The sequence below is a fragment of the Streptomyces sp. NPDC017943 genome, assembly GCF_044328425.1.
Lineage (GTDB): Bacteria > Actinomycetota > Actinomycetes > Streptomycetales > Streptomycetaceae > Streptomyces > Streptomyces djakartensis_A.
The window spans coordinates 561,861-578,885 of sequence record NZ_JBIRHH010000006.1 but is presented as its reverse complement, the minus strand read 5'-3'; the positions used below and the strand labels follow the sequence as shown (position 1 = coordinate 578,885).

The 17,025-nt window shown below is 74.6% G+C and carries 14 protein-coding genes; 3 read left to right on the top strand and 11 right to left on the bottom strand.

Features of this window, described 5'->3' with window-relative positions:
- Positions 1 to 91 precede the first annotated feature (91 nt).
- Positions 92 to 1,405: an MFS transporter gene (locus ACH4C6_RS22730; protein ID WP_398110402.1), complete on the top strand. Its 1,314-nt coding sequence runs from the start codon at positions 92 to 94 to the stop codon at positions 1,403 to 1,405.
- A gap of 18 nt (positions 1,406 to 1,423) precedes the next feature.
- Here the strand turns inward: ACH4C6_RS22730 and ACH4C6_RS22725 are convergent, their stop codons facing one another.
- The 9 genes from ACH4C6_RS22725 to hrcA all read right to left on the bottom strand — a co-directional run bounded on the left by ACH4C6_RS22725 (position 1,424) and on the right by hrcA (position 11,814).
- Positions 1,424 to 2,416 (bottom strand): adenosine deaminase, encoded by a 993-nt coding sequence (locus ACH4C6_RS22725; RefSeq protein WP_398110401.1) that lies wholly within the window; start codon positions 2,414 to 2,416, stop codon positions 1,424 to 1,426.
- Between the two features lie 20 nt (positions 2,417 to 2,436).
- A complete protein-coding gene (locus ACH4C6_RS22720; protein ID WP_398110400.1) occupies positions 2,437 to 3,342 on the bottom strand; it encodes a ribonuclease Z in 906 nt (301 codons plus the stop codon).
- 6 nt (positions 3,343 to 3,348) lie between these two features.
- Positions 3,349 to 3,702, bottom strand: coding sequence for a histidine triad nucleotide-binding protein (locus ACH4C6_RS22715; protein WP_398110399.1), 354 nt, complete (start codon positions 3,700 to 3,702; stop codon positions 3,349 to 3,351).
- Between the two features lie 125 nt (positions 3,703 to 3,827).
- Positions 3,828 to 6,977 carry a S41 family peptidase gene (locus ACH4C6_RS22710; protein WP_398110441.1) on the bottom strand — a complete coding sequence of 1,050 codons (3,150 nt, stop codon included), beginning with the start codon at positions 6,975 to 6,977 and terminating at the stop codon, positions 3,828 to 3,830.
- A gap of 90 nt (positions 6,978 to 7,067) precedes the next feature.
- Positions 7,068 to 7,625 (bottom strand): hypothetical protein, encoded by a 558-nt coding sequence (locus ACH4C6_RS22705; RefSeq protein ID WP_398110440.1) that lies wholly within the window; start codon positions 7,623 to 7,625, stop codon positions 7,068 to 7,070.
- A 122-nt stretch (positions 7,626 to 7,747) separates the two neighbouring features.
- Positions 7,748 to 8,488, bottom strand: coding sequence for a 16S rRNA (uracil(1498)-N(3))-methyltransferase (locus tag ACH4C6_RS22700; protein ID WP_398110398.1), 741 nt, complete (start codon positions 8,486 to 8,488; stop codon positions 7,748 to 7,750).
- Positions 8,485 to 9,555, bottom strand: coding sequence for a nitronate monooxygenase (locus ACH4C6_RS22695; RefSeq protein WP_398110397.1), 1,071 nt, complete (start codon positions 9,553 to 9,555; stop codon positions 8,485 to 8,487). Before ACH4C6_RS22695 ends, ACH4C6_RS22700 begins: the two co-directional genes overlap by 4 nt.
- A 109-nt stretch (positions 9,556 to 9,664) precedes the next feature.
- Positions 9,665 to 10,798, bottom strand: coding sequence for a molecular chaperone DnaJ (dnaJ, locus tag ACH4C6_RS22690; protein WP_376323050.1), 1,134 nt, complete (start codon positions 10,796 to 10,798; stop codon positions 9,665 to 9,667).
- Positions 10,798 to 11,814, bottom strand: coding sequence for a heat-inducible transcriptional repressor HrcA (gene hrcA, locus ACH4C6_RS22685; RefSeq protein ID WP_031111606.1), 1,017 nt, complete (start codon positions 11,812 to 11,814; stop codon positions 10,798 to 10,800). The genes dnaJ and hrcA overlap by 1 nt, the downstream gene beginning before the upstream one ends.
- Positions 11,815 to 11,985: 171 nt before the next feature.
- Between hrcA and ACH4C6_RS22680 the strand changes: the two genes are divergently transcribed.
- Entirely contained in the window at positions 11,986 to 12,717 is a 732-nt protein-coding gene (locus tag ACH4C6_RS22680) for an MBL fold metallo-hydrolase (protein WP_398110396.1), read from the top strand.
- Positions 12,718 to 12,748: 31 nt separating this feature from the next.
- Entirely contained in the window at positions 12,749 to 13,552 is an 804-nt protein-coding gene (locus ACH4C6_RS22675) for a DUF3097 domain-containing protein (RefSeq protein ID WP_398110395.1), read from the top strand.
- 50 nt (positions 13,553 to 13,602) lie between these two features.
- On the opposite strand, the gene hemW is transcribed toward ACH4C6_RS22675, so the two are convergent.
- Positions 13,603 to 14,835, bottom strand: coding sequence for a radical SAM family heme chaperone HemW (gene hemW, locus ACH4C6_RS22670; protein ID WP_398110394.1), 1,233 nt, complete (start codon positions 14,833 to 14,835; stop codon positions 13,603 to 13,605).
- A 27-nt stretch (positions 14,836 to 14,862) separates the two neighbouring features.
- A complete protein-coding gene (locus tag ACH4C6_RS22665; RefSeq protein ID WP_398110393.1) occupies positions 14,863 to 16,980 on the bottom strand; it encodes a SpoIIE family protein phosphatase in 2,118 nt (705 codons plus the stop codon).
- Positions 16,981 to 17,025: the final 45 nt, after the last annotated feature.

Here is a 17,025-nt window from a genome sequence, read left to right as displayed (position 1 = left end):
TTGATACAAATTGCCCGCGCGTTCCTGTCCGTCGACGGTCGTCGCCCCTCCCCCCTGATCGCCGCTCCTTTCGCACGCCCTGGGAACGCCCGTGTTCGCCCCCCGCACCACTCCCTGGCCCCTCGTCGCCCTTTTCACGGCCGGGTACCTCGCCCCGTATCTGCTGCCCACCACCGTGGGCCGCCTCGACTCCGGGCTCGCGCTCTCCGCCACCCAGGCCGGGGCCGTCGGCAGCGCCCTGCTGCTGAGTTCGGCCGCCGCCGGATTCGCCCTGGCCTCACGGGTCGAACGGATCGGCGCCCGCGCCCTCGCCCGGCTCGGCCTCGCCCTGGCCCTGCTCGGCTACGGCGGCGCCGCCCTGACCACCGCCGTCCCGGCCGTCGTCGCCGGCGCGATGATCGGCGGGGTCGGCTCCGGCACGGCCACCACCGTCGCCGCGACCCTCATCGCCGGGCAGAAGGACCCCCACCGGGCCTCCACCGCCGGGCTGCTCAGCGTCTCCGCCCTCGCGGGCGCCGTGTACCTGACGGTGCCTCACCTCGGCCCGGGCCACGGGCTGCCGCTCGCCGCGATCGCCCTCACGGCCGCGGCCGTGTGGCCGCTGACCGGCAGGCTGCCCGCCGGGACTCCCCCGACCCCCGTCCGGACCGGCACGGCACGACTGCCGCACGCCCGTTCCGGACTGGTGCTGGCCGCCGCCATGGTGTGCTGGTCGCTCGCCCAGAACTCGCTGTGGGGCGTGAGCGGCCGGATCGGCCTGGAGCAGGCGCACCTCGGCGAGGCCACCGTCGGAGCCGTCTTCGCCGTGGCCCTGGGCGCCGGGCTCACCGGCGTGCTCGCGGCCGGCGCCCTCGGGGCGCGACTCGGCCGGGCGGTGCCGATCGGCCTGGGCACCACGCTCATCGCCGGCTGCATCGTGCTGAGCGCCTCCGCCACCGGGTTCGGCAGCTTCGCCGCCGGGGAGATCGCCTGGAACACGCTGTACCCGGTGGTGCTGTCGTACCTGATCGGGCTGGCCGCCTCGCTCGACCCGCGCGGGCGGTGGGCCGTCCTGGTCGGCTCGGCCTCCTCGCTCGGCACGGCGGCCGGGCCGCTGACCGGCAGCGTCCTGTCGGCGCAGGCCGGTTTCCCGGCGATGGGCGCCGTCCTCGGGGCCGGGCTGCTGGTGATCGCCCTGCCGATGACCGCCGTCGCCCTGCACACCGGCGGGCGTCCGCTGCTCCCCGGTGCGATCCGGCGCCGCGGCGGCCACCCGGCCGCGCTGGTCGCCGCCGCCACGGGCACTCCCACCGGCGCGGTCCCGGAGATCGGCGCCCCGGAGCAGCCGGTGGTGGAGATCCCCGTGGAGGCCCCGGCCGTCGCCGCCCAGCGCGCGTACGGCAAGGCGGGGTCCGAGGCCCTGTGACGGCCTGGCGGTGACGGCCTAGCCGAAGGTGTACGCCTCGACCTCGGCCAGGTAGCGCGCCCGCAGCTCCTCGTCGTCCTCCAGGAACGAGGCGAGGAAGGAGTTGCGGGCCAGCTCGCGCAGCCGCTCCTCACCGAGTCCGAGCGTCTCGCGCACGGCGTCGAAGTTGTCCCCGGCGTAGCCCCCGAAGTAGGCCGGGTCGTCCGAGTTGACCGTGCACATCAGGCCCGCGTCCAGCATGGCCGGCAGGGGGTGCTCGGCGAGGGAGTCCACCGTGCGCAGCCGGACGTTGGACAGCGGGCACAGCGTCAGCGGCACCCGGTCGCGCACCAGCCGCTCCACCAGCGCCGGGTCCTCCACGCAGCGCAGCCCGTGGTCGACCCGCTCGACGCCGAGGACGTCCAGCGCCTCGGTGATGTACGCGGGCGGCCCCTCCTCGCCGGCGTGCGCGACCCGGCGCAGTCCCAGCGCCGCGGCCCTCTCGTACACCTCGCGGAACTTCACCGGCGGGTGCCCGACCTCGGCGGAGTCCAGGCCGACCCCGGTGATCCGGTCCAGGTAGGGCTGGGCGGCGTCCAGGGTGGCCAGGGCCGACTCGGCGGACTCGTCGCGCAGGAAGCACAGGATCAGCCGGGTCGAGACACCGTGGTTCGCCTCGCTGCTCCCCAGCGCGCGCCACAGCCCCTCGACGACCGTGCCGAGGTCCAGGCCGCGCCCGGTGTGGGCCTGCGGGTCGAAGAAGATCTCGGCGTGCCGCACGCCCTGCGCGGCGGCCCGGGCAAGGTAGGCGTTGGCCAGGTCCTCGAAGTCCCGCTCGGTGCGCAGCACGGCCATGAGCTCGTAGTACAGCTTCAGGAAGGACTGCAGGTCCGCGAAGCGGTACGCCTCGCGCAGTTCGTCGGTGCCGGCGTAGGGCAGGGTGACGCCGTTGCGCGCGGCGAGTGCGAAGGCGAGCTCCGGCTCCAGGGTGCCTTCGATGTGAAGGTGCAGTTCGGCTTTGGGGAGGGGCATCAAAGCATCGTACGGGCGTTTCACCGACGCTTCGGAATCGGCACCCGCAGCAGGTCGCGGGCCACGCTGAGCTCGCCCTCGTACCCGGCGGCCCGCGCCTGCCGCTCGAACTCCTCCGGATCGCCGTAGCGCTGGCTGAAGTGGGTCAGCACCAGGTGCCGCACTCCGCTCTCCCGTGCCACCCGCGCCGCCTGACCGGCCGTCAGATGACCGTGCTCGACGGCGAGTTCCTCGTCCTCGTCGAGGAAGGTCGACTCGATGACGAGCATGTCGCAGCCCTCGGCCAGCGTGTACACGCCGTCGCACAGCCGGGTGTCCATGACGAAGGCGAACCGCTGCCCGCGCCGCACCTCGCTGACGTCCTCCAGCGAGACGCCGCCGAGGGAGCCCTCGCGCTGGATGCGGCCCACGTCCGGGCCCTTCAGGCCGTGCGCGGCGAGCCGCTCGGGCAGCATGCGCCGGCCGTCGGGCTCGACGATGCGGTAGCCGTAGGACTCCACCGGGTGCGACAGCTTCCGGGCCTCCAGCACATAGCCGCCGGTGCGGGCGAGGGGGCCGTCGGCGGCGACCGGCGCCTCGGTGACGCCGACGGTCTCGCGGTAGGCGGTGGCGTACCGGAGCCGGTCGAAGAAGCGCTGCCCGGAGCGGGGGTAGTGGGCGGTGACCTGGTGCGGCACCCGGTCGAGGTTGATGCGCTGGATCACGCCCGCCAGGCCCAGGCTGTGGTCGCCGTGGAAGTGCGTGACGCAGATCCGGTTCAGGTCGTGCGCGGCCACCCCGGCACGCAGCATCTGCCGCTGCGTGCCCTCGCCGGGGTCGAAGAGGATGCCCTCGCCGTCCCAGCGCAGCAGGTAGCCGTTGTGGTTGCGGTGCCGGGTCGGCACCTGGCTGGCGGTGCCGAGGACGACCAGTTCACGTACGGACAAGGCGCGTCATCCCGGGGGCCACTGCAGGCCGCGGCCGCCGAGCACGTGGCCGTGGACGTGCCAGACCGTCTGGCCGGCGCCGCTGCCGGTGTTGAACACCAGGCGGTAGCTGTCGAGCTTCTCCTCCTCCGCGACGGCCCGGGCCTCGCGGAGCACGTCCGCGGCGAGGGCCGGGTCGGCTTCGGCGAGGGCGGCGGCGTTCTCGTGGTGCGCCTTGGGGATGACCAGGACGTGCGTCGGGGCCTGGGGGTTGATGTCGCGGAAGGCGAGGGTCGTCTCCGTCTCACGCACGACCGTCGCCGGGATGCTGCCCGCGACGATCTTGCAGAACAGACAGTCGTCCTGGGGTTCCCCTGCCATGTCTCCTCCGAGGGTTGGCCGACGTCGAGGTCCGACCCGGGCATCGTATCGTCGTCTTGTGCGGGTGCGTTGTGGCTGGTCGCGCTGCCGCGGCGGAGCCGCACATCGACAGGGCCCCGCGCCCCTCACAGGGTCGGAACAGCCGGGGGCCTCTTGGCGGGGCTGGACTCCAGTGCCTCCAGCGCCAGCCTGATCGCCTCGTCCAGCTGGGTGTCCCGGCCCGCCGCGTGGTCCTGCGGGCGTTGGACGATCTCCACGTCGGGGTCCACGCCGTGGTTCTCCACGCCCCACTCGTACCCCTCCAGCCAGAACGCGTACTTGGGCTGGGTGACCAGGGTGCCGTCGACCAGGCGGTAGCGGCTGTCGATGCCGATGACGCCGCCCCAGGTGCGGGTGCCGACGACCGGTCCGAGGCCCAGCGCCTTGATGGCGGCGTTGACGATGTCGCCGTCCGAGCCGGAGAACTCGTTGGCGACGGCCACGACCGGGCCGCGCGGGGCGTCCTCGGGGTAGCTGTAGGGGCGCATGCCGCGCGGCACGGCCCAGCCGACGACGCGCCGGGCGAGCTTCTCCACCACGAGCTGGGAGGTGTGGCCGCCGCGGTTCTCGCGGACGTCGACGACCAGGCCCTCGCGGGCGACCTCGACGCGCAGGTCGCGGTGGATCTGGGCCCAGCCGGGCGCCTGCATGTCCGGGACGTGGAGGTAGCCGAGACGGCCGCCGGACTTCTCGTGGACGTAGGCGCGGCGGTCGGCGACCCAGGCGTGGTAGCGCAGCGGCTCCTCGTCGGCGAGCGGGACGACGACGGCGTACCGGGGTTCACCGCCGCCGGCCGGGGAGATGGTCAGTTCCACCGGCTTGTTCGCCGTGCCGACCAGCAGCCGTCCGGGGCCGGTGACCGGGTCGACCGGCTGCCCGGCGATCGCCACGAGGGCGTCCCCGGGGCGTACGGCGACACCGGGCGCGGCCAGCGGGCTGCGGGCATCCGGGTCGGAGGTCTCCGAGGGCAGGATGCGGTCGACGCGCCAGCTGCCGTCCTCGTGACGGGAGATGTCGGCACCCAGCAGTCCCTGCCGGGGGCCCTTGCCGTGGCTGCCGCGCGGGGTGACGTAGGCGTGGGACGTGCCCAGTTCGCCCTGGACCTCCCACAGCAGGTCGACCAGGTCGTCGTGGGTGGCGCAGCGGTCCACGACCGGGCGGTAGCGGTCCAGCACGCCGTCCCAGTCGACGCCGCTCATGTCCGGCCGCCAGAAGTGGTCGCGCATGATGCGGCCGTTCTCGTCGAACATCTGCCGCCACTCGGCGGCCGGGTCGACGAACTGGCGTACGCGGCCCAGGTCGACGGTGATGTTGGAGTCGCTGTCGTCGTCGCCGGAGGCGCGCCGGTCGCTGGGGACGACCTTGAGCCGTCCGTCGGTCCACAGCAGCACCCGCTTGCCGTCGCCGCTGACCTCGAAGTGGTCGGCGTCCGCGGCGAGATGCTCCAGGCGCTGCTGGGCGAGGTCGTAGCGCTCCAGTTCGGTCTTGGGCTCCGGGGCGTCCGGGGTGGCGCGGGCCGCGCCGAGCACCCCGCTGACCGGGTGCCGCAGCCACAGCACCCCGTCCTTGGCGGCGCGCAGGCCCGAGTAGCGGGCGGCCTCGACCGGGAAGGGCACGATGCGGTCGGCGAGGCCGTCCAGGTCGATGCGCGTGGTCGGGGTGCCCTCGCTGTCGGGGGTCTCCTCGCGGTCGGGCGTCTCGAAGGAGCGGCCGTGCCGCTGCGGGCCGAACGGGGAGGGCGTGGTGGCCGCGAGGGTGATCAGGTGCGGCCGGGCGCCCTCCACGAAGGCCAGGTCGAAGACGTGCTCGTCGTAGACCGGGTCGAAGGCGCGGGTCGACAGGAAGGCGAGGTGCTTGCCGTCGGCGGTGAACGCCGGCGCGTAGTCCTGGAAGCGCAGCGGGGTGGCCTCGGTGACCGACAGGTCGGTGGTGTTGGCGAGCTTCAGCTGGCTCAGGGGGCGCGGGCCGGGGTGGGACCAGGCGAGCCAGGCCGAGTCGGGTGAGAAGACCAGGCCGGACATGTCGCCGTCCTCGCTGCGGTCCACGGTCCGCACCTCGCCGGTCTCCCGCTCCACCAGCAGCAGACGCCCGTCGTGGGAGGCCACGGCGGCACGGCTGCCGTCGGGCGCCATGGCGAGGTCCAGCACCCGGCCGAGCTGCCCGGCGGCGAGCCGGCGCGGGGTGGCGCCCGGGGCGAGGCCGGTGGCGGGCGCGAACTCCAGGGCGTCGTCGCCCTCGGCGTCCGTCACCCACACCACCCACTCCTCGCCGTCGGCGCGGAACGTGCGGGGCAGCCGGGCCCGGACGCCGGGGGTGGCGGCGAGCGCGCGGGCCGGGCCGGAGCGGTGGGTGACCCAGTGCACGGAGCCGCGCACGGACACGGCGCTGCCGCGGGCGGTGTGGTCGGGGGAGGCCGAACCGAACCAGCGGGAGGCGTTCACCGTGAACGGCTGGAGGTCGACGCGCTGCCCGCCGAGGCGCACGTCCAGCCGGCGCGGCTCGGATCCGTCCAGGTCGTCGAGAAGCCACAGCTCACCGGCGCTGGAGTAGACGACGCGGCTGCCGTCGGTCGCGGCGTGCCGTGCGTAGAAGCTGTCGAGGGGGGTGTGCCGGCGCAGGTCGGAGCCGTCGGCGAGGGAGGAGTACAGGGCGCCCGTGCCCTCGTGGTCGGAGAGGAAGCCGACCCGGCCCCCCACCCACAGCGGGTACTCGAGGTTGCCGTCGAGGTCCTCGTGCAGCCGCACGAACTCCCCGTCGTCCTCGCGGTCGATCCACAGCTTGCCCGCGGTACCGCCGCGGTACCGCTTCCACCAGGCCGCCTCGCGGCCCATCGGCGCGGACAGCAGCACCGTGTGCGGGCCGTGGGCGACGTCCCCGACGGGTCCGTAGGGCAGGGTGGCGGCCGGGCCGCCGTCCAGCGGCACGGCACGGGCCCAGGTGCGGCGCAGACTGGCCTGCCCCTCGGTGCTGATCGCCAGGACCTCGCCCGCGGTGGTCCAGCCGCGCACCTGGGTCCGCATGCTGCCCCAGTACGTCAGTCTCCTCGCCGGGCCGCCGTCGACCGGGGCGATGTGCACCTCGGGGGCGCCGTCGCGGGTGGAGGTCCAGGCGACGGTGGTGCCGTCGGGCGAGATCCGGGGGTGGGTCACCGGCACGTTGTCGGCGCTGACCCGCCAGGCCCGGCCGCCGTCGAGCGGGGCGAGCCACACGTCGTCCTCGGCGGTGAAGGCGACCAGGTCGCCGTGCACATGGGGGAACCGGAGGTAAGCAGGCGATGTCACCCGATCACCCTATGCAGGGACGCCGTCGCGCGGACAGGGTTCGGATCACTTGCCCTCGACGGGACGGCAGTCCGGGTAGCGGTCGCACCAGATGGTCTGGGTGACGGTCACGGTCACGGTCGGTCCGGGCTGCCCGTTCCCGCCGCCGCCCCCGCCGACCGGCGGCGGGCTGGTGCGGTCGCAGTCGCCGAGCCCGTCGACCGTGAACCAGGTCTTGCCGTCGACCTTCGCGGTGATGGTGCCGCGGACGCAGGCGCCCTCCACGGCGTGGGTGACCCGGCCGGTGACGTCGATGTCCTTGCCGTCCTTCGTCTCCCCCTGGCAGTCGACGGAGGCGACGGTCCGCTCACCGGCCCCGCCCGCCGACGGCGACGCCTTGCCGCCGTTGCCGTAGGAGGCCGTGCAGGTCAGCCAGCGCACGCCCGCCTTCTGCCGGTTCAGCTCCTTGGTCACGGTCTCGTCGACGGTGTACGCGACGGACGCGGGGCTGATGCCGCCGGGCTCGCACGCGACGGCCCCGCCCACGGCGACCACCGCGAACACCGCCGCCACCGCCGTGCGCCGGCCTCGTGCCCCCCGCCGAATCCTCCTGAATGCCCCCATCATGGGGGCAGCCTGCCACCGACGGGGACGGCGCGGTAGGGCGCAAAGGCGTCAACCGCGCAAACCGAGACTCCTCCTGAGGCACCGTCAGCTCCCCCTCGGGGCAATGCCTCCCGAGGGGATCAGGACCAGCGTCCGGTGCGGGCCAGGAGCACGGCGGCCGCCGCCGTCCCGGCCGTCGACGTGCGCAGCACACTGCGCCCGAGGCGGAACGCCCCGGCCCCCGCCTCCTCGAACAGCGCCAGCTCCTCCGGCGCCACGCCCCCCTCGGGGCCCACGACCAGCACGATCTCGCCGGTGGAGGGCAGGCCGACCGTCGCCAGGGGCTCCTCGCCGCTCTCGTGCAGCACGGCCGCGAAGTCCGCCCCGGCGAGCAGCGCGGCGACCTGCTTGGTGGTCGCGGCGTCCGCGACCTCCGGGAAGCGCACCCGGCGGGACTGCTTGCCGGCCTCGCGGGCCGTCGCGCGCCACTTCGCCAGGGCCTTGGCCCCGCGCTCGCCCTTCCACTGCGTGATGCACCGCGCGGCCGACCAGGGCACGATCGCGTCGACACCGACCTCGGTCATGGTCTCGACGGCCAGTTCGCCCCGATCGCCCTTGGGCAGGGCCTGGACGACGGTCACCCGGGGCTGCTCCGCCGGCTCCTCGCTCACCGAGTCGAGCTGGACGATCAGCCGGTCCTTGCCCTCGGTGCCGAGCACGACGCAGTCCGCCCAGCGTCCCGTGCCGTCCGTGAGGACGACGTCCTCGCCGGCGCGCAGCCGCTTCACCGAGACGGCGTGCCGCCCTTCGGGCCCGTCGAGCACGTACCGGCCGCCGCCGCCCGCCCGGAAGTGCTCGACCACGAACACCGGCGCGGTCATCGCGCACCTCCCGCCAGCGCCGCACGGGCGGCGGCGAGTTCCCCGGCGAGCACCTCGACCAGGTGCCCGGCGGGCATCTCCCGCGCCATCCGGTGCCCCTGCCCGGCCCACAGCGCCATCCCCTGGGCGTCGCCCGCCTTGGCGGCGGCCTTGCGCAGCGGCGCGGTGAGGTGGTGGACCTCGGGGTAGGCGGCGGGCGCGTAGGGGCCGTGCTCGCGCACGAACCGGTTGACGAGGCCGCGGGCCGGGCGGCCCGTGAAGGCCCGGGTGAGTTCCGTGCGGACGAAGAGGGGGTGGGTCAGGGCCTGCTTGTGCAGGGCGTGCGCACCGGACTCGTGCGTGGGGACGAAGGCGGTGCCGAGCTGGGCGGCGGCGGCCCCCGCCGCGAGCACGGCGGCGATCTGGCCGCCGCGCATGATGCCGCCCGCGGCGACGACCGGGATGGTGACGGCCTCGCGCACCTGCGCGACCAGGGAGAGCAGTCCGATGCCGCCGCCGTCGGTGTCGGGGGTGTCCCGGTGGGTGCCCTGGTGGCCGCCGGCCTCGAGGCCCTGCGCGATGACGCCGTCCGCGCCGGCCCGCTCCACGGCGCGGGCCTCGTCCGGGGTGGTCGCGGCGGCCAGGACGAAGGTGCCGACGCGGTGCAGGGCGTCGATCACCTCGCGGTCCGGGACACCGAAGTGGAACGACACCACGGGCACGGGGTTGTCGCGCAGCACGACGAGTTTGGCCTCGAAGCCGTCGTCGCGCCCGCTCTCGGGATCGCCGAGCCCGGTCTCGTACCAGGTCGCCTCACCGGCCAGCTGGTGGGCGTAGACGTCCACGGCGGCGGGGTCGGCGAGATCCGGGTGCGGCATGAAGACGTTGACGCCGAACGGCCTGCCCGTGAGGCTCTTGAGCTGCTTGATCTCCTGGTACATCCCGTCGGCGGTCTTGTACCCGGCGGCGAGGAACCCGAGCCCGCCCGCCTCGCACACGGCGGCGGCGAGCTGCGGCACGGAGATGCCGCCCGCCATGGGGGCCTGCACGATCGGGAGCGGGAAGAGATCGGTCAGAGCGGAGGACATGACCGCATGTTGTCACGTCCTCCGCGCCCGTCCGAAACCGGCCTGCCGTGTGGCACAGGCCAGGGGAATGCCTGCTTCCGCCCGCGCGGGAGTCGCCCCGGTCGCCGGCTCAGCGTCCGTTGAACGCGTCCTTCAGCCGCGAGAACAGCCCCTGCTGTCCGGGCTGGAACTGGCCCGTGGGGCGCTCCTCGCCGCGGAGCTTGGACAGTTCGCGCAGGAGGCGCTCCTGCTCGGGGTCGAGCTTGGTCGGCGTCTGGACCTCGACGTGCACGATGAGGTCGCCGCGCCCGCCACCGCGCAGGTGCGTGACACCGCGGCCGTGCAGCGGGATCGACTGGCCGGACTGGGTGCCCGGGCGGATGTCGACCTCCTCCATGCCGTCCAGCGTCTCCAGCGGCACCTTCGTGCCGAGGGCCGCCGCGGTCATGGGGAGTGTCACCGTGCAGTGCAGGTCGTCGCCGCGCCGCTGGAACATCGGGTGCGGCAGCTCGTGGATCTCGACGTAGAGGTCGCCGGCCGGACCGCCGCCGGGCCCGACCTCGCCCTCGCCGGCGAGCTGGATCCGGGTGCCGTTGTCGACACCGGCCGGGATCTTGACCGTGAGGGTCCGGCGGGAGCGCACCCGGCCGTCGCCCGCGCACTCGGGGCAGGGCGTGGGGACGACCGTGCCGAAGCCCTGGCACTGCGGGCAGGGGCGGGAGGTCATGACCTGGCCCAGGAAGGACCGGGTGACCTGCGAGACCTCACCGCGGCCGCGGCACATGTCGCACGTCTGCGCGGAGGTGCCCGGCGCGGCACCCTCGCCGTTGCAGGTGTTGCAGACGACGGCCGTGTCGACCTGGATGTCCTTCGTCGTGCCGAAGGCCGCCTCGTCGAGCTCGACCTCGATGCGGATCATGGCGTCCTGGCCACGGCGGGTGCGCGAGCGCGGTCCGCGCTGCGACGCCGTGCCGAAGAAGGCGTCCATGATGTCCGAGAAGTTCCCGAAGCCACCGGCTCCGAAGCCGCCGGCACCGCCGCCGGCCTGCGAGAGCGGGTCGCCGCCGAGGTCGTAGACCTGCTTCTTCTGCGGGTCCGACAGCACCTCGTAGGCGGCGTTGATCTCCTTGAACCGCTCCTGGGTCTTCGGATCGGGGTTGACGTCCGGGTGCAGCTCGCGGGCGAGCCGCCGGAAGGCCTTCTTGATCTCTTCCTGCGACGCGTCGCGGCGCACGCCGAGTACGGCGTAGTAGTCCGTGGCCACTACGACTCCGCCAGGATCTGTCCGACGTACCGTGCCACTGCGCGTACCGCTCCCATCGTTCCCGGGTAGTCCATGCGGGTCGGTCCGACCACGCCGAGCTTGGCGACTGCCTCGCCGCCCGAACCGTAGCCGACCGACACGACGGACGTGGAGTTGAGTCCTTCGTGGGCGTTCTCGTGACCGATCCGTACGGTCACGCCCGGATCCTTCGCCTCGCCGAGCAGCTTGAGGAGCACGACCTGCTCCTCCAGCGCCTCCAGCACGGGCCGGATCGTGAGGGGGAAGTCATGACCGAAGCGGGTCAGATTGGCGGTGCCGCCGATCATCAGCCGCTCCTCGTTCTCCTCGACGAGCGTCTCCAGGAGTGTGGAGAGCACCGTGGAGACCGTACCCCGGTCCTCGTGCTCGAACGCCTCCGGGAGATCCTCCACCAGACTCGGCACATCCGCGAAACGGCGGTTCGCCACGCGGCTGTTGAGGCGCGCGCGCAGATCCGCGAGCGAGGCCTCGCCGAAAGGCGCCGGGCAGTCCACCACGCGCTGCTCGACCCGCCCGGTGTCCGTGATCAGCACGAGCATCACCCGCGCGGGCGCGAGGGACAGCAGCTCCACGTGCCGCACGGTCGAACGGGTCAGCGACGGGTACTGCACGACGGCGACCTGGCGGGTGAGCTGCGCGAGCAGCCGCACCGTGCGCGCCACGACGTCGTCGAGGTCGACGGCGCCCTCGAGGAAGTTCTGGATCGCGCGCCGCTCGGGCGCGGTCATCGGCTTGACCCCGGCGAGCTTGTCGACGAACAGCCGGTACCCCTTGTCGGTGGGGATCCGCCCGGCGCTGGTGTGCGGCTGGGCGATGTACCCCTCGTCCTCCAGGGCCGCCATGTCGTTGCGCACGGTCGCCGGGGAGACGCCGAGGTTGTGCCGCTCGGTGAGGGCCTTGGAGCCGACCGGCTCCTCGGTGCCGACGTAGTCCTGGACGATGGCGCGCAGCACTTGCAGTCTGCGTTCACTGAGCATCGCGCACACCTCCAGAAGTCGTCCGCCCGTTGCCCGCCGTTCGCGGCCTGGCACTCTGCGCGTGCGAGTGCCAGCATTCCCCGGCCCAGTGTACGGCGGTGGGGTACGCCCCCGGCAAGGCTGGTCGTGCGGCGTCGTGCCGCGGGCGGGGCGCACCGCTAGCGTCCCGGTATGACGGTGACTTGGGAAGACCTCGGGTGGGAGCGCGTGGCCACGGGTGTGGGGCGGTGCCGACTGCCGGTGTGGGACTGCACGATCGGGCTGGTCGTCGGCGAGGGGGCGGTCCTTCTGATCGACGCGGGGTCGAGCCTCGCCGAGGGCGCGCGGCTGGGTGCGCAGGCGCGGGCGCTCACCGGTCGGCGTGTGACACATCTCGCGCTGACCCACCCCCACTTCGACCACGTCCTCGGCGCGGCCGCGCTCCCGGGCACCGAGGTCTTCGGCGCGGTGGGCGTGGACGCGGTGCTGTCGCGGGCGCGGGACCGCGAGGAGCTGCGCGAGGACGCGGTGCGCCAGGGCCTGGCGGCCTCCGCGGCCCGGGAGGCGGTGGAACGGCTGGCTCCGCCCGGGCACCTGGTCTCCGGCGAGTGGACCCTCGACCTGGGCGGCGGCCGGCAGGTGCTGCTGGCGAACGTGGGCCCGGGGCACACCGCGCACGACCTGGCCGTGCTGGTGCCGGGCGATCCCGAGGTGGTGTTCTGCGGCGACCTGGTCGAGGAGTCGGGTGAGCCGCAGGCGGGTCCGGACGCCGTGCCCGCGCGGTGGCCGGCCGCCCTGGACCGCCTGCTCGCCCTGGGCGGCGAGGACGCGCTGTACGTGCCCGGTCACGGAGCGGTGGTGGACGCGGCGTTCGTCCGCGCCCAACGCGACGCGCTGGCCGCGCGTTTCGGCGTGTCGTCGTGAGCGTCCGGCGGCTTTCCCTATCGTCGTGCGAATGCGCCAGTACTCGACCGATCTGACCCCGCCGTGGAAGAAGCCGAAGCCGGTTCCCGAGGTCCCGGCCGAGCCGGGCCTGGTGGTGGAGGAGCCCGGGAGCGGGTTCTGCGGGGCGGTGATCCGCTGCGAGGCGGGCACGGTGACCCTGGAGGACCGCTTCGGCAAGCACCGGGTGTTCCCGATGGAGCCGCGCGGCTTCCTGCTGGAGGGCAAGGTGGTGACGCTGGTCCGCCCCGCGCCGGGTGCTCCGGCCCGCCCCAGCCGCACGGCCTCCGGCTCGGTGGCGGTCCCCGGCGCACGCGCCCGCGTGGCCCGGGCGGGCCGCATCTACGTCGAGGGGCGGCACGACGCCGAGCTGGTGGAGAAGGTCTGGGGCGACGACCTGCGCATCGAGGGCGTGGTCGTGGAGTACCTGGAGGGCGTGGACGACCTGCCGTCGATCGTCGAGTCCTTCGCACCCGGCCCGGACGCGCGCCTCGGCGTCCTGGTCGACCATCTGGTGCCGGGCTCGAAGGAGTGGCGCATCGCCGAGTCGGTGACGAGCGAGCACGCGCTGGTCGTGGGCCACCCGTACATCGACGTCTGGGAGGCGGTGAAGCCGTCGGCCCTGGGCATCGCGTCCTGGCCCCGGGTCCCGCGCGGCCAGGACTGGAAGACGGGCGTGTGCCGTGCGCTGGGCTGGCCGGAGAACACGGGCGCGGCCTGGCAGCGGATCCTGTCGTGCGTCCACTCGTACAAGGACCTGGAGCCGGAGCTGCTGGGCCGGGTGGAGGAGTTGATCGACTTCGTGACGGCCCCCTAGCCGCGGGCATGCGCGCCGCGGGGGGCGCGCGGCGCCCCGGCCCGGGCGCCTCAGTCCACGAGGTCCCGGACGACCCCGTCCGCCAGCAACCGCCCGCGCAGGGTCAGCACTGCCCGCCCCTGCGCATAGGGCTCGTCCTGGAGCAGCCCCTCGGACAGCGCCCGCCGGGACGCCGCAAGCCCCTCCTCCCGCAGCAGCGACAGCGGCACCCCCTCCCGGAGCCGCAGCTCCAGCAGGATCCGCTCGACCCTGCGGTCCTCGTCGGACAGCACCTCACGTCCGGCCCCCGGCGACCTCCCCGAAGCCAGCGCGGCCGCGTACGCCCCCGGGTGCTTCACGTTCCACCAGCGCACGCCGCCCACGTGGCTGTGCGCGCCGGGTCCCGCGCCCCACCAGTCGGCTCCCCGCCAGTACAGCTCGTTGTGCAGGCACCGGCCCGCCTCGGAGGTCGCCCAGTTCGACACCTCGTACCAGTCGAACCCGGCGCCGGAGAGCACCTCGTCGGCGATCAGGTACCGGTCGGCGTGGACGTCGTCGTCGGTCATCGGCACCTCGCCCCGGCGGATCCGCCGCGCGAGCTGCGTGCCCTCCTCGACGATCAGGGCGTACGCGCTGACGTGGTCGGGTCCGGCGCCCAGCACCGCGTCCAGGGAGGCCCGCCAGTCGTCGTCGGACTCCCCCGGCGTGCCGTAGATCAGGTCCAGGTTCACGTGCTCGAACCCGGCCGCCCGGGCCTCGGCGACGCAGGCCTCGGGCCGCCCGGGCGTGTGGGTGCGGTCCAGCACCTTCAGCACGTGCTGCCGCGCGCTCTGCATGCCGAAGGAGATCCGGTTGAAGCCGCCCTCGCGCAGGGCCGCCAGATACGCCGGGTCCACGGACTCGGGGTTCGCCTCGGTCGTGATCTCGGCGTCCGGCGCGAGTCCGAACTCCTCGCGGACCGCCCGCAGCATCCGGACCAGGTCCTCGGCGTCCAGCAGCGTGGGCGTGCCCCCGCCCACGAACACCGTCCGCACGGCCCGCGGGTCGTCGCCCAGCACCTTGCGGGCCAGCCGGACCTCGTCCACCAGCGTCCCGGCGTAGTTGTCGCGCGAGGCGAGCACGCCGCCGGTGCCGCGCAGCTCGGTCGCCGTGTAGGTGTTGAAGTCGCAGTAGCCGCAGCGGGTCGCGCAGTAGGGGACGTGCAGGTAGAACCCGAGGGGGCGGTCGGCGGCCCCGGCGAGCGCGGACGCGGGCAGCGCGCCGTCGGCGGGGACGGGCTCGCCGTCGGGGAGTGCGGAAGGCATGCCTTCCATTGTCCAGCACCGGCGGGCTCACTCCGCCTGGAGCACCAGCAGCGCCAGATCGTCCGCCGGGGGCCGCTCCCCGAAGTCGTGCACGAGCTGCTGGATCCGCTCGGCTATCAGCTCGGCCCGGAGCCCGGCGCACCCGGCCAGCGCCGCGGCGAGCCCGTCCCCGTCGTCGAACTGCCGGGAACCGGAGCGGCGCTCGGTCACGCCGTCGGTGACGCACAGCAGGGTGTCCCCGGGGCGCAGGTCGAAGCTCTCGCTGGTGTACGTGGCGTCCTCGACGACGCCAAGGAGGGTCTGCGGCTGCGCGCAGGGCTCGACCTCGCCACCCGCCCCGAGCAGCAGCGGCAGGGGGTGCCCGGCGGAGGCGACCGTGCAGTGGACCCCGCCGTCGAAGGGGACCAGTTCGCCGTAGAGCAGGGACAGGAAGCGGGTCTGGGGACCGTCGCCGGGCGGGGTCGGGCGCGCTCCCGCGGCCACCAGCGCCCGGGCCGCCGCGTCGGCGGCCTCGGTGGCGTCGTCGAGCAGCAGCTGGTTGAGGCGGTCGAGGACGTCGGCGACGCGATAGCCCTCGCGGGCCAGCAGGCGCAGCCAGGGGCGGGCCAGGCCGATGACGACGGCCGCCTCGGGGCCCTTGCCCTGGACGTCGCCGACGGCGAAGCACCAGCGGCCGTCGCCGGCCGGGAACAGGTCGTAGAAGTCGCCGCTGGGTCCGCCCTTGTCGCAGGGCTCGTAGACGAGCGCGCTGCGCACGCCGGGGATCTCGGCCACGGCGCCGGGCAGCAGTCCGCGCTGGAGCACGGCGCTGATGGTGGCCTGGCGGGCGTACTGGCGGGCGGCGCCCACGGCGAGCGCGACGCGGCGGCTGAGGTCCTCGACGAGGCCGGTGATCTCGTCGGGGAAACCGGACGCCCCCGACCGTCCGACGACGAGCGTGCCGAGCGGCCGTCCCCCCGCGACCAGCCGGTACGCCAGGGCCGCCCCGGGCTCGCCGAGGGCCTCACCGGGCCAGTGGTAGGCGGCGGGCCCGGGGCGGGACGGGTCGGACGGCTGCGGCGGTTCCTTCTCCAGGGCCCGGCGCAGTTCCTCGACGCGGTGCTCGCTGCCGTGCCAGACCCGGCCGAGACCGGGCCCGTCCGCGCCGCTCCAGCCGCCGGTCGCCTCGTCCTCCATCCACATCGCGCACCAGTCGGCGAGCCGCGGCACGATCAGCTGCCCGGTGAGGGCGGCGACCAGGTCCTCGTCGAGCTGTCCCGCGAGGAGGTCGGAGGCCTCCGCGAGGAAGGACAGCGCCCCGCGGCCCAGCCAGCCGTCGTCCTGTTCCCCGTGCCGCTCCCAGCGGTCGCCCGGGCCGGCCGGGTCACGCGGCCCGGCCTGGTCACGGGGCCCGGCCTGGTCACGGGGCCCGGCCGGCCTGTCCGCGTGTGGCGCATCGTTCCGCCGGGTCCGTTCCCCGGGCCCGGCGGGCCCCGGCGGCCCGGGCGCGAGGCTCTCCGCGACCCGCAGGTCGCGCGCCAGCGCGTGCTCCCCGGCGTACGCCTCGGCCTGTGCCTCCGCCGCGCATCCCGCCGCGGGCAGCCGTGCCCACACGGTCTTGCGGCCGGTGCGGTAGGTGATCCCCCACGCCTCGGACAGCGCGCCGACGAGCCGCAGGCCGCGCCCGTACTCGGGGGGTTCGTGGGACGGGTCCGGCCCGGCGCCGCGCGGGGCGCGGGAGGGGTGGTGGTCGCAGACCTCCACGACCAGCGCGACCGTGTCCGGCGCGTCGCCCTCCAGCCGGCACTCCAGCTCGACGTCGGTTCCGGCGTGCACGACGGCGTTGGTGACGAGTTCGCTGACGACGAGCCGCGCGTCGGCGGCCAGGCGCTCGCCGAGGTGCTCGGACCCGGGCAGGCCCGCCTCCGTCCACTCGGCGAAGGCGGTGCGCAGCAGGCTGCGGGCGGCGCCCGGAGCGAGGGAGCTGCCCGGCAGGGTGGCGTGCGCCCGCGCGTGTGTCATCGCGAGCGCCTGCGCGGCGGGCGCGGGCTCCCCGGCGGCGGGCTCGGCGAGCCCTTCCTGCGCGGGCACGGACGGCTCCCGGGCATGCGCAGGCGCCTGCGATGCACGGGAGACGGTCTCCCGTTGCGTCGGAATGGCCCCCATGGACGGCTCCCCGGGCAGTTCGTACGAATACGCCACAGTCGATGC

What these genes read in the sequence shown, in the direction of transcription:
- ACH4C6_RS22725 (WP_398110401.1), bottom strand. Translation starts at nt 2,416, where the DNA reads ATGCCCCTCCCCAAAGCCGAACTGCACCTTCACATCGAAGGCACCCTG.
- ACH4C6_RS22715 (WP_398110399.1), bottom strand. Translation starts at nt 3,702, where the DNA reads ATGGCAGGGGAACCCCAGGACGACTGTCTGTTCTGCAAGATCGTCGCG.
- ACH4C6_RS22705 (WP_398110440.1), bottom strand. Translation starts at nt 7,625, where the DNA reads ATGGGGGCATTCAGGAGGATTCGGCGGGGGGCACGAGGCCGGCGCACG.
- ACH4C6_RS22700 (WP_398110398.1), bottom strand. Translation starts at nt 8,488, where the DNA reads ATGACCGCGCCGGTGTTCGTGGTCGAGCACTTCCGGGCGGGCGGCGGC.
- ACH4C6_RS22695 (WP_398110397.1), bottom strand. Translation starts at nt 9,555, where the DNA reads ATGTCCTCCGCTCTGACCGATCTCTTCCCGCTCCCGATCGTGCAGGCC.
- hrcA (WP_031111606.1), bottom strand. Translation starts at nt 11,814, where the DNA reads ATGCTCAGTGAACGCAGACTGCAAGTGCTGCGCGCCATCGTCCAGGAC.
- ACH4C6_RS22680 (WP_398110396.1), top strand. Translation starts at nt 11,986, where the DNA reads ATGACGGTGACTTGGGAAGACCTCGGGTGGGAGCGCGTGGCCACGGGT.
- ACH4C6_RS22675 (WP_398110395.1), top strand. Translation starts at nt 12,749, where the DNA reads ATGCGCCAGTACTCGACCGATCTGACCCCGCCGTGGAAGAAGCCGAAG.
- hemW (WP_398110394.1), bottom strand. Translation starts at nt 14,835, where the DNA reads ATGCCTTCCGCACTCCCCGACGGCGAGCCCGTCCCCGCCGACGGCGCG.
- ACH4C6_RS22665 (WP_398110393.1), bottom strand. Translation starts at nt 16,980, where the DNA reads ATGGGGGCCATTCCGACGCAACGGGAGACCGTCTCCCGTGCATCGCAG.